This window comes from Streptomyces sp. NPDC046379, assembly GCF_055587785.1.
Window position 1 is genome coordinate 236,189 of the sequence record NZ_JBVJFP010000014.1, and the last position, 11,078, is coordinate 247,266.

The window sequence follows — 11,078 nt, forward strand, 5'->3', positions numbered from 1 at the left end:
CATGGCCGGGACACCCCTGCTCACCCGCCGTCCCGAGTCGACGGCCCTGGAGGACCACCGCGCCCACCGGCGGGCGCGGCTGCGGGACCTGTTCGCGGCGGACCCCCTCGGCGCCGCCTACCGTGAACTGAAGGAAGGGCACTGACATGCAGCTCGGTCTGATCGGTCTCGGCAAGATGGGCGGCAACATGCGCGAGCGCCTGCGCAACGCCGGCCACACCGTCGTCGGATACGACCGCAACCCCGACCTGTCCGACGTCGGCAGCCTCGCGGAACTCGTCGCCGGCCTCGACGCGCCGCGCGCGGTCTGGGTGATGGTCCCGGCCGGCGCCCCCACCCACCAGGTCATCGACCAGCTGGGGAGCCTGCTCAAGCCGGGCGACGTCGTGATCGACGGCGGCAACTCCCGCTGGACGGACGACGAACGGCACGCCAGGGAGCTGGGAGTGCACGGCATCGGCTTCCTGGACGCCGGCGTCTCCGGTGGCGTCTGGGGCCTGAAGAACGGCTACGCCCTGATGGTCGGCGGCGACGAGGAGCACGTGGAGCGGCTGAAGCCGGTCTTCGACGCGCTCAAGCCCGAGGGCCCCTACGGCTTCGTGCACGCGGGCAAGGTCGGGGCCGGGCACTTCTCCAAGATGGTCCACAACGGCATCGAGTACGCCATGATGCAGGCGTACGCCGAGGGCTGGGAACTGCTGGAGAAGGTCGACTCGGTGGAGAACGTCCGCGAGGTGTTCCGCTCCTGGCAGGAGGGCACCGTCATCCGCTCCTGGCTGCTGGACCTCGCGGTCGAGGCCCTCGACGAGGACGAGCACCTGGAGCAGCTGCGCGGTTATGCGCAGGACTCCGGCGAGGGCCGCTGGACGGTGGAGGCGGCGATCGACAACGCCGTGCCGCTGCCCGCGATCACGGCCTCGCTGTTCGCCCGGTTCGCCTCGCGGCAGGACGACTCCCCGCAGATGAAGATGATCGCCGCGCTGCGCAACCAGTTCGGCGGGCACGCGGTGGAGTCGGCGAAGAGGTAACGCACCGTCGGGGCGCGCCCGTCACACCCGGGACGACGCTCGGCCCGCCAAGGGCCCTGCGTCGCGCCCGGGTTGACACCCGCGGTCCGGGCGGGTCAGAGTCGCCGCGATGGTGATCAACGATCTGACGCCGGCCGAACTGCGGGTGTGGCGGGCCTTCCCGCGAGGCGGGCGCGTCGACTTCGGCGCACCCGGCGACGACCCCGCGCGGGGCGGCGACTGGGGGCCCGAACGGACCGTGCGCGCCACGGTGTTGCGGGCCCTGTTGCTCACCGCGCCGCAGGAGGAGGGCGAGATAGCCGCCCTGAAGGTGGCGGGCGCGCGCGTCACCGGCACGCTCGACCTGCGGCACGGCAGCACCGATCACGCCATCCGGCTCAGCGACTGCCACTTCGAAGAGGCGCCCCTGCTGTACGGCGCCCGGATGCGCCAGCTGAATCTGCGCGGCTCCGTCCTCCCCGGCCTGGACGCCGCGACCCTGCGCGTGGAGGGGGTACTGCGGACCAGCGGGAGCCGGTTCGACGGCCTGGTGCGGCTGGGCGGGGCGCAGATCTCCGGGGCACTGTTCATGGACGGCGCGCGCATCACCGCCCCCGACCCCGACGGGGCGGCCCTCCTGCTCAACCATGTGGAGATCGGTGACGGCCTGGTCGCACCGGGTCTGCGGGTGAACGGCGAGACCCGCCTGGACGGCGCCCATGTCGGCGGTTCCGTGGACCTCGGCGAGGCGGTGCTGAGCAACCCCGGCCGCAGCGCGCTGTCCGGCGAGACCCTGGTAGTCGACGGCGACGTCCTGCTGCGCAGGCTGAGCGCGACCGGCAAGATCGGCCTGCGGGGCGCCCGCGTCGCGGGGCGGCTCGATCTGTCGTACGCCCGGCTGTCCAACCCCGGCGACACCGTGCTGCGCGCGAGCAGCAGCACCCTGGGCGAGCTGTGGCTGCGCGGCGGCCCGCCGGTGGAGGGCGCGGTCAATCTGCGCCGGGCCACCGTCGAGGTGCTGTTCCTCGATCCGGACAAGGTCCCCGGCGATGTGCTGCTCAACAGCCTCCAGTACACCTCCCTCACCCCGCACGAGCCCGCCGGGCGCCGGCTGCCCATGCTGGGACGCGACGGCGACGGGTACGTCCCGCACGCCTACGAGCAGTTGACGGCGGCGTACCGGCGCGTGGGCGACGACCGGGCCGCCCGGCTGGTCCAGCTCGCCAAGCACCGCAGGCACCGCTCGACGCTCCCCTGGTACGGCCGGCTGTGGGGCCACGTCCAGGACGCCGCCGTGGGTTACGGCTTCCGTCCGATGCGGGCCTTCGGCTGGCTGCTGTCGCTGCTCGCGGCCGGCTCGCTCGCGTTCGCCGTGCGCGCCCCTCGCCCGCTGAAACCGGCCGAGGCGCCGGATTTCCAGCCGGTGTTCTACACGCTGGACCTGCTGCTGCCGGTGATCTCCTTCGGCCAGGAGTCGGCGTTCGCCCCCAGGGGCTGGTCCCAGGCGCTGGCGTACGTCCTGGTGCTGGCCGGCTGGATCCTGGCGACGACGGTCGTCGCGGGCGTGACGCGGACGGTGAGCCGCCAGTGAGTCCTGGTGACGTGGCCGTGCCGCCGGTCGGCGTGATCCTCGCGCGAGCGGCACGATCGCGGGGCCGGCGTTCCCGGGGCCGGGCGGGGACGGTCCTGTCGGATACGTCACGGCCGCTCGCCGGGCGGTTTCCGTGTTCCGCGGGCGTACTCCTGGGCCACGATGAGACTGACGGGGCACGGGCGGAGCAGGCCCGACCGCACCTCGACGGACGAAGCGGAGGAGTGACGAGCGATGGCACGGCTGCGGCAAGAGGTCGACCCGGGCGACGTGGGGCTGGATCGGAGCGCACTGGACCGTCTCGACCGGCACTTCGCCCGCCATGTGGAGGAGGGCCGCATCCCCGGCTTCCTGGTGTCCGTCGCGCGCGGGGGCCGCGTCGCCCATCTGACGGCGCACGGCCACCGCGACATCGCGGCCGGGCTGCCCGTCGAGCCGGACACGCTGTGGCGGATCTACTCGATGACCAAGCCGGTCACGTCGGTGGCCGCGCTGACGCTGATGGAGGAGGGCCGGCTGTCGCTGGACGACCCGGTCGCCCGCCATCTGCCCGTGTTCGCCGACGCCCGCGTGTACACGGGCGGCTCGGGCGAGGACACGACCACCCGCCCGGCCGCCGAGCCGATCAGGATCCGGCATCTGCTGACCCACACCGCGGGCCTGACGTTCGCGTTCTACCACTCCCACCCGGTCGACGCCCTCTACCGGGACGCCGGTCTCGAGTCGTCCGTGCCGCCGGGCGCGGACCTCGCCGAGACGATCGACGTGTACGCCGGCCTGCCGCTCCAGTTCGAGCCCGGGACGGAGTGGAACTACTCCGTCGCCACCAACGTCCTCGGCCGGGTCATCGAGGTGGTGTCCGGCAAACCGCTCGACGTCTTCCTCGCCGAGCGGATCTTCCGCCCGCTCGGCATGCCGGACGCCGGGTTCTGCGTCACCGACGAACAGGCCGGGCGGCTCGCCGAGTTGTACGGCGAGAAGGAGAACGGCGGCGGCCTGGAGCCGATCCCGGGTCTGCCGCTGCGCGGCCGACCGCGGTTCCTGTCCGGCAGCGGCGGCATGGTGGCGAGCGCCTACGACGTGCACCGCTTCACGGAGTTGCTGCGCCGCCGCGGCGAACTCGACGGCGTCCGCCTGCTCGCGCCGCAGACCGTGGATTCGATGACCGCCAACCAACTCCCCGGCGGCGCCGACCTGCGCGCCTTCGGCAGCCGTCCCGCCCACGACGAGTCCGGCAACGACGGCGTCGGCTTCGGCCTCGGCGTCTCCGTGGTGATCGATCCGTCCCGCACCAAGGCGCCCGCCGGGCTGGGCACCTACGGCTGGAGCGGCGTGGCGACCACGACGTTCTGGGTGGACCCCGGCCGCGACCTGACCGTGCAGTTCTACACCCAGCTCCGGCCGCGGACCTCGCACACGTTCTTCTCCGACCTCAAGCGGCTGGTGCACGAGGCGGTCACCGACTGAGCCCGGGCTCGGGGTCGGGGCCCGGATCCGGGCACGGTGGTCAGGAGAGGCGGGCGGCGGCCATCGCCGGGTCGCCGTGCGGGACATGGCGGTCCAGGTGCGGCAGGTGGTGGTCCAGCCGCTCCCGTCTGGTCCGCAGATAGGTGATGCTGCTCTCGGGGGCGGCGGCCTGGCGGAGGGCGGCGTCGAGTTCCGGCCGGTCCGTCGCGGTGACGCCCTCCCGCAGGGCCTGAATCGCGGGGCCGGCGTGGGTGAGGCAGTGGTGGGTCAGGGTCGCGGCGTGGACGGTGGCGGTCCGGGCCGCCTCGTCGCCGTGGGTGAGGGCGGCGAGCGCGGCCGCCTGAGCGATGCCGCCCGGGCCGATCGCCGCGACCGGGAGGGTGCGGGTGAGGGCGTGGCAGCCCCGGCTGGGGGTGGCCATGCGCTCCTCGCCCCACTCGATCCGGGACAGGGCCGCCACCGTCGCCGGTGCGCTGCCGCGCCGCCGCGCCAGGGCGAGGACGCCCGCGAGCCAGCCGTCCGGCCAGGCCGAGTTGCCGGGAAAACCCCAGCGGCGGGCCATCCGCTCCGGCTCGATGCCCTGGAGGAACGCCCGGCGGCAGTACGCGTGCAGGAGCACGCCGGGCGCGTGGCAGATGCCCTTGTGATGGCCGCGCACCTGCGCGCGGATGATGCCCTCGGCGGTGAAGCAGGCCAGTTGCGTGCTCACGCCGGTCGGCAGCGGACCGTCGGACGGCGGCCTGCCCCGAGCGCCGCCCAGCGTCTCCCCGAGCGCCAGGCCGAGCATCATCCCGCGCACTCGGGACTGCCTGCCGAGGAACTCCCGCTGGCGATCCCTCTCTTGGGGCGAGGGGGGCAAGGCCGCCGTCCTGTCCGTCGTTCCCGTGGCGTCGTCCGTCCGGCTCAGCCGTCCGCCGGCTGAGCCCGCTTGAGCAGCGCCGGCAGGGCCTCCGGCTTCACCTTCTGCACCGTCCGCACCTGGCCGAGGCCCAGTTCGGCGCGGCCGACCGGGTCGCGGTACAGCGCCCGCGTCGGCTCGGCCAGCAGCACCGCGCCGACCAAGTACTCGCCGGGCGCCTCGGGGTCCTCCCACGGCTCCTCGTCCACCTCGGCCACGGCGGCGACGGCCGGCTCGGGGTGGGTGAAGTAGAACCAGAGCCGGTCGCCCACCCCCATCCGGTTCCGGCGTGCGAGCCACAGCTCCAAGTGGGGGTCCTCCTGCGCCAGTTGGAGCATCGTCTCCTTGTCGGACGGCTCCCCGTCCAAGGTGTCCTTGTTCGGGTTGAGGACATATATCCAGTCCGTCACGGCTTTCCCCTCGGTCAGGACACTCGGCCCGCGGAAACACACAGCTCAGCGCTTCATGGTGCCAGGGTTCGGGAGCGTTCGCGTACATTTTTCGGTGACGGGTTCCGAAGGAGGGCTCGCCGCCCCGCAGGGCCCCCGCACCGCGCGGCGCCCTGGCCGCCTCCCCGGCCGCCGGGCCCTTCGGGTGCGATGCCGGGCGCGGGCCGCGGAGGGCACGAATCCGCTCGTCCGGCTGCGCCGTGCCGCTCGGTGCGGCGGACACCGCACCCCGTTGCAGTGACCCGACCCCCGCACCTCCCCGTGCCTCTCCGCACCCCTTTCCGTGGTCACCACGGAAGCCGTCCGCTCCGCGGCCGATGAGGGTGGCGCCGGGTGGTGTGCAATGACGCGCGCGGGCGCACAGGGAGTGCGTCAGGGGGGAGCTTGGTGGAAGGGCTGAAGTCGAGCGATCCGCGGCAGGTGGGGCGGTACCGGATCGCCGGACTGCTGGGCGCCGGCGGCATGGTCACCGCCGCCGTTCTGGGCAGCTGCGCCGCCGTGCTGGCCGCGCTGCGCCGCTCGTCGTGGACGTCCGTACCGCGCGGGATCCGGCGGTTGCACCTGCTGACCGCCACGCTCGCAGTCGGGCTGTTCGCCTTCTGCACGACAGGGGTGATCTCTCCTTCCTGGAGGCGGGGTCGTGGATCTTCACGGCGGGCTGCGCCGCGCTGATCCACAGCACCGTCCGGCTGTGGCGTCCCGGTGCGTCCACTCGCGCTCTCCTGCAGCGCTGAACGAGCGGAACCGGCCCCGGGACGGGGCCGGTTCCGCTCGCCGGCCGCCCCCGCCCCGCCCCGGTGACTGCGGACGATTTCCGGGCAGCCGCGGCCGTGCACCGGTCGTGCGTCCGTCCATGCGACGGACCGTCGTGAGGTCCTCGGGGCGGTCGCCCGCCAGGTGGACGGCGGGGAGACCGCCCTTCCCTTCTTGGCAGGCTTCTTACGGCGGCCACCTCCACTTCGGCCCAGGCGGCCGAGGCTGGGGCCGGACGATGCCGGCGCCGGCGAAGAACCGCTTGTTGCAGGAGCGGGCGCAGGCCATCGAGTACAGGGAAGCGGCGGCCGGTTGCTGGTCGCCCCGGAAGCCGTCATCCCTTAATTTAGGACATGACTTAACTCGCTCGCCGGTCAGCCGTCAAGTCGTTGGGCCGCTTTCGCGGAAGTCCGCGGCAAGTGCGTCCAACCCCTTGACGGACAGGTTTCGGCGGATGAAGCATTCCGCGACAAGAGAGCGCTCCCAAATCCCCGACCTGTTCACTTCCTGAACCAGGAGAGCCGCGCATGCCCCCCGTTCCCCCCGTGCCCCGCAGGGCCGTCCTCGGCGCCGTCGCCGCCGCGCCGGTGCTGGCCGGGCTGCCGTCCGCGCCCGCGTCGGCCGCCCCCGCCGCCGCCCCCGCGGCGTCCGCCGTACCGGCCCGCAAGCGCCCGCGTCCCCTGCGCGGCGGCGGCGACCTGGGCCCCAACGTCCTGGTTTTCGACCCCTCCACGCCCGGCATCCAGGCCAAGCTGGACGAGGTCTTCCAGCAGCAGGAGTCGGCCCAGTTCGGCAACGGCCGCTACGCGCTGCTGTTCAAGCCCGGCGCGTACCACGGGCTCAACGCCCAGATCGGCTTCTACACCTCCATCGCGGGCCTCGGCCTGTCCCCCGACGACACCGTCATCAACGGCGACGTGACGGTCGACGCCGGCTGGTTCGGCGGCAACGCCACGCAGAACTTCTGGCGTTCGGCGGAGAACCTCGCCCTCGTGCCGGTGAACGGCACCAACCGGTGGGCGGTCTCCCAGGCGGCCCCGTTCCGCCGGATGCACGTACGCGGCAACCTCAACCTCGCGCCCAGCGGCTATGGCTGGTCCAGCGGCGGCTACCTCGCCGACTGCCGTATCGACGGCCAGGTCCAGCCGTACTCGCAGCAACAGTGGTACACCCGCGACAGTGTGATCGGCGGCTGGCTCAACGGCGTGTGGAACATGGTGTTCTCGGGCGTCGAGGGCGCCCCGGCCCAGGGCTTCCCGAACCCGCCGTACACCACGCTGGAGACCACCCCGGTCTCGCGCGAGAAGCCGTTCCTCCACCTCGACGGCGACCACTACCGCGTCTTCCTGCCCGAGAAGCGCACCGACTCCCGCGGGGTGACCTGGGGCAACGGCACCCCGCGGGGCACTTCCCTGCCGCTCACCCGCTTCTACGTCGCCCAGCCGGGCGTGAGCGCCGCCACGTTGAACCGGGCGCTGGAGCAGGGCCTCAACCTGCTGCTCACGCCGGGGATCTACCACGTGGACGAGCCGATCCGCGTGAACCGCCCCAACACGGTCGTGCTCGGCCTCGGTTACGCCACGATCATCCCGGACGGCGGCGTCACCGCGCTGCGGGTCGCCGACGTCGACGGCGTCCGCCTGGCCGGGTTCCTGGTCGACGCGGGAACGGTCAACTCCGAGACGCTGGTCGAGGTCGGGCCGCGCGGCTCGCGCCGGGACCACTCCGCCAACCCCATCACCGTCCAGGACGTCTTCATCCGCATCGGCGGCGCGGGCCCCGGCAAGGCCACCACCAGCCTGGTCATCAACAGTCGGCACACCATCGTCGACCACACCTGGATCTGGCGCGCTGACCACGGCGACGGCGTCGGCTGGGAGACCAACCGCGCGGACTACGGCGTCGTGGTCAACGGCGACGACGTCCTCGCCACCGGCCTGTTCGTGGAGCACTTCAACAAGTACGACGTGCAGTGGTTCGGCGAGCGCGGGCGCACGATCTTCTTCCAGAACGAGAAGGCGTACGACGCCCCGAACCAGGCCGCCATCCAGAACGGCGAGCTCCGGGGCTACGCCGCCTACCGGGTCGGCGACGACGTCACCGTCCACGAGGGCTGGGGCCTGGGCAGCTACTGCTACTACAACGTGGACCCGACCATCGTGCAGCACCACGGTTTCGCCGCGCCCGAGCGGCCGGGCGTGCGCTTCCACGACCTGCTGGTCGTCTCGCTCGGCGGCAACGGGCAGTACGCGCACGTCATCAACGACCTCGGCGCGCCCACGTCCGGAACGTCGACGGTGCCGTCCACGATCGTGTCGTACCCGTAGCGGCAGACGGGAAGGGCACGAGAACGACACGGGGAGGACACCCCACGAGGACCGGTGCCCATCTCGCGCCGGGGCGGCCCCGCGAACGGTCAGGGGGGCCGCCCGTGGGCACCAGGGCCTGTCCGGTGGTCACGCCGAACCGCCGGACAGGCCCGACCACGCGCCTACGCCGTCACCGACGCCGGCGCCGGTGCGTAGCCGGTGGGGCGGGCCGTGAAGGCGCCGCGGCCCTGCGTGCGGCTGCGCAACCGGGTGGCTGAGCCGAACAGTTCGGCCAGCGGCACGGTCGCGGTGACGACCGACGCGCCCGCCCGCGTCACCGACCCGGTGACCCGGCCGCGCCGGGCCGCGAGGTCGCGGAGCACCGCGCCCACCGCGTCCTCGGGCACGGTGACCGTGACCTCGACGACCGGCTCCAGCAGCGACAGCGGCGACTGGTGCAGTTCGCGGGCGGTGTCGGTGCGTTCGTACTCGACCTTCGGCGGCACGGTCGGGTACACCGTGCGCCGCAGCAGTCCGTCGCGCTCGAGGTTGCGCAGCGTGAGCGTGAGCATGCGCCGGCACGCCCCCGATCGACCGCTCCAGCTCGGTGAACCGCACCGGGCCGCGCGCCGCGGCGACGATGATCAGGATGCTCCACTTGCCGGCCACCCGGTCCAGCACCTCGCGGGCGGGGCAGGCCTCGATCACGATGTCGTCGACGGCGTCGCGCGCGCCCGCGTCACGGGTCGTCTCCTGCGGCATGGCGGCCTCTTCCGGGAGGCAACGCAAAATGGCGGCCGGGATTCTTCCCGACCACCATTTCGGTGAGTGTCCGAGGGGGGACTTGAACCCCCACGCCCGATAAAGGGCACTAGCACCTCAAGCTAGCGCGTCTGCCATTCCGCCACCCGGACGAGGTGTCCGCCGCCTTGCGCGGGGTCCTCCCCGCGGCGACAGGGACAACAATACCAAGCTTTGGGAGTGGCCTTCACCTGCGTTTCCGCCGCCCGGGCGGGTGCGCCGGGCGGCGGGAACGGGGGCGCCGACCGGGTCACCCGGGGTGATCCGGTCATTACCTCGCGAGGTCAGCGGCGCAGGCGCGAGAGGTTGTCGTAGCCGGTCTTCGCGTACCGCAGGGACTGTCCCGCGTCCGTCGCGCTGGGCGCGTTGTCCTGCTCGACCATCGGGTTGTGGTAGTTGCGGTGGCCGACGCGGGAGAAGAACGCCGTGTAGTCGATGTCGCCGGTGCCGAACGGCACCATGTCGTAGCCGAGGCCGCTCGCCGGGTTCACGGCGCCGTCCTTGGCGTGGAACAGCGGGTAGCGGGCGTGGTGGCGGGCGACGAGCCCGGCCGGGTCGAAGATTCGTTCCTGCTGGGAGCCGTCGTGGGCGGTGTAGGCGCGGAACTTGTACTGGGCCACGTGCGCCCAGAAGACGTCCATCTCCAGCCAGACGGCCTTCGGGTCGGTGATGCCGAGGAAGTACTCCAGCCTGCGGACGCCCGAGCTGCGGGTGGGCCGGCCCCGGTCGTCCAGCGGGCCGCCGTCGAGCAGGAAGTCGTAGGCGGCGTCGTGGTTGTGGGTGTACAGCTTGACGCCCTCGCGGCGGGCGATGGCGCCCAGGGCGTTCCACTTGTCCGCCGCCACGTCCCAGTCGGCACGGTGGGAGCTGCCGGTGGGGTCGCCGCCGGTGCCCATGTGGTCCATGCCGAGGATGTTGGCGATCTCCAGGTGCTTCTTGAAGGTGTCCAGGTCCGCGCCGGTCAGCGGCCAGGACGGCGGGATGAAGCCGTGGTTGCCGCGGGCGCGCAGACCGTACTCGTCCAGCCAGCGGCGCAGCAGTTTCGCGCCCTCGACGGACTCGAGGCTTGCGCCGCCGGGCGCGTTGGCGTGCTGGCCGTAGCCGGCGAACTCGATCTGGCGGTAGCCGAAGCGGGCGAGCTGCCGGAACACGTCGCGGAAGCCGGAGGGCAGGTCGGTGGCGAGCGGGTCGCGGCCGATCGCGTCGCGGACGGTGTAGAGGATGATGCCGCGCCGGTCGGCGGGGACGAGGGCGCCGCCGTGGCCGTGGGCGCCGTGCCCGGTCGTGTCCCGGGCGTGGGCGGGCGCGGCCCCGAAGACGGGGGCGGCGATGGCCGCGGCGGAGACGGCGGTGCAGGTGCTGAGGAAGCGGCGGCGGTCGACGCCGAGGGCACGACGCAGGGCGTCGCCGGGTCCGGATTCGTCGTTGAACGCGGTCACGGTGTCTCGCTTTCGGTTCGCTGTGGGCGCTGCCGGAGCCACCGGCACTGCCGGTGCGGGGGCGGCTCGCGGGGCGTTGTCAGTGGTGCGTGTTTCACTGTCCGTAGTCGCCGGGGACGTCCCGTCGTCCGAGGCCGGCGAGTTCGAGGAGGAGGGACTTGACCTCGGTGGCCGCGATGCGGTCGCCGAGGGGGTGGGGGGTGGAGCAGATGAGGAGTGGGCCTTCGTCGTCGTTTGCGGGGAGGCGGCCGTGGCTGCCGCGGACGGGCGTGGGGTCCAGGGGGACGACGGCCATGCGGTAGCGCATGCCGAGCTTCTTGCGGGCCAGTGCGGTGGCGGCCCTGACCTTGACGTAGGGGTCGAG

9 protein-coding genes, 1 tRNA gene and 3 pseudogenes are annotated in these 11,078 nt (G+C 72.9%); 6 read left to right on the forward strand and 7 right to left on the reverse strand.

Annotated features, from left to right (window positions below; genetic code table 11):
* The first annotated feature begins 1 nt into the window (after position 1).
* From ACZ6KF_RS24625 to ACZ6KF_RS24640, 4 genes are all read left to right on the forward strand, one after another.
* Complete coding sequence (locus ACZ6KF_RS24625; protein WP_469159723.1) at positions 2 to 145, forward strand: hypothetical protein; 144 nt, start codon at positions 2 to 4, stop codon at positions 143 to 145.
* Between the two features lies 1 nt (position 146).
* Positions 147 to 1,028, forward strand: coding sequence for a phosphogluconate dehydrogenase (NAD(+)-dependent, decarboxylating) (gene gnd / locus ACZ6KF_RS24630; RefSeq protein ID WP_469240365.1), 882 nt, complete (start codon positions 147 to 149; stop codon positions 1,026 to 1,028).
* Positions 1,029 to 1,137: 109 nt separating this feature from the next.
* On the forward strand, positions 1,138 to 2,598 hold the full coding sequence (locus tag ACZ6KF_RS24635; RefSeq protein ID WP_356634233.1) for a membrane-associated oxidoreductase: 1,461 nt from the start codon (positions 1,138 to 1,140) through the stop codon (positions 2,596 to 2,598).
* A gap of 234 nt (positions 2,599 to 2,832) precedes the next feature.
* On the forward strand, positions 2,833 to 4,065 hold the full coding sequence (locus ACZ6KF_RS24640; RefSeq protein WP_469240367.1) for a serine hydrolase domain-containing protein: 1,233 nt from the start codon (positions 2,833 to 2,835) through the stop codon (positions 4,063 to 4,065).
* A 40-nt stretch (positions 4,066 to 4,105) separates the two neighbouring features.
* Here ACZ6KF_RS24640 and ACZ6KF_RS24645 read toward each other — a convergent pair whose 3' ends face one another.
* A complete protein-coding gene (locus ACZ6KF_RS24645) occupies positions 4,106 to 4,864 on the reverse strand; it encodes an ADP-ribosylglycohydrolase family protein (protein WP_469240369.1) in 759 nt (252 codons plus the stop codon).
* Positions 4,865 to 4,968: 104 nt separating this feature from the next.
* Positions 4,969 to 5,373, reverse strand: coding sequence for a hypothetical protein (locus ACZ6KF_RS24650; protein WP_356634239.1), 405 nt, complete (start codon positions 5,371 to 5,373; stop codon positions 4,969 to 4,971).
* A gap of 423 nt (positions 5,374 to 5,796) precedes the next feature.
* On the opposite strand from ACZ6KF_RS24650, the gene ACZ6KF_RS24655 reads away from it, so the two are divergent.
* Positions 5,797 to 6,084: a hypothetical protein gene (locus tag ACZ6KF_RS24655; protein WP_469240371.1), complete on the forward strand. Its 288-nt coding sequence runs from the start codon at positions 5,797 to 5,799 to the stop codon at positions 6,082 to 6,084.
* Between the two features lie 608 nt (positions 6,085 to 6,692).
* A complete protein-coding gene (locus ACZ6KF_RS24660; RefSeq protein WP_469240373.1) occupies positions 6,693 to 8,492 on the forward strand; it encodes a coagulation factor 5/8 type domain-containing protein in 1,800 nt (599 codons plus the stop codon).
* A gap of 164 nt (positions 8,493 to 8,656) precedes the next feature.
* Here ACZ6KF_RS24660 and fusA read toward each other — a convergent pair.
* The 5 genes and pseudogenes from fusA to ACZ6KF_RS24685 form a co-directional block, all read right to left on the reverse strand.
* Positions 8,657 to 8,917: pseudogene (fusA, locus tag ACZ6KF_RS24665) on the reverse strand (elongation factor G); the annotation flags it as partial.
* A 6-nt stretch (positions 8,918 to 8,923) separates the two neighbouring features.
* A pseudogene (locus tag ACZ6KF_RS24670) lies at positions 8,924 to 9,236 on the reverse strand (winged helix-turn-helix transcriptional regulator); the annotation flags it as partial.
* 67 nt (positions 9,237 to 9,303) lie between these two features.
* Positions 9,304 to 9,388 (reverse strand) — tRNA-Leu (locus ACZ6KF_RS24675).
* Between the two features lie 171 nt (positions 9,389 to 9,559).
* A complete protein-coding gene (locus ACZ6KF_RS24680) occupies positions 9,560 to 10,714 on the reverse strand; it encodes a sugar phosphate isomerase/epimerase family protein (protein ID WP_469240375.1) in 1,155 nt (384 codons plus the stop codon).
* 94 nt (positions 10,715 to 10,808) lie between these two features.
* A pseudogene (locus ACZ6KF_RS24685) lies at positions 10,809 to 11,078 on the reverse strand (hypothetical protein); the annotation flags it as partial.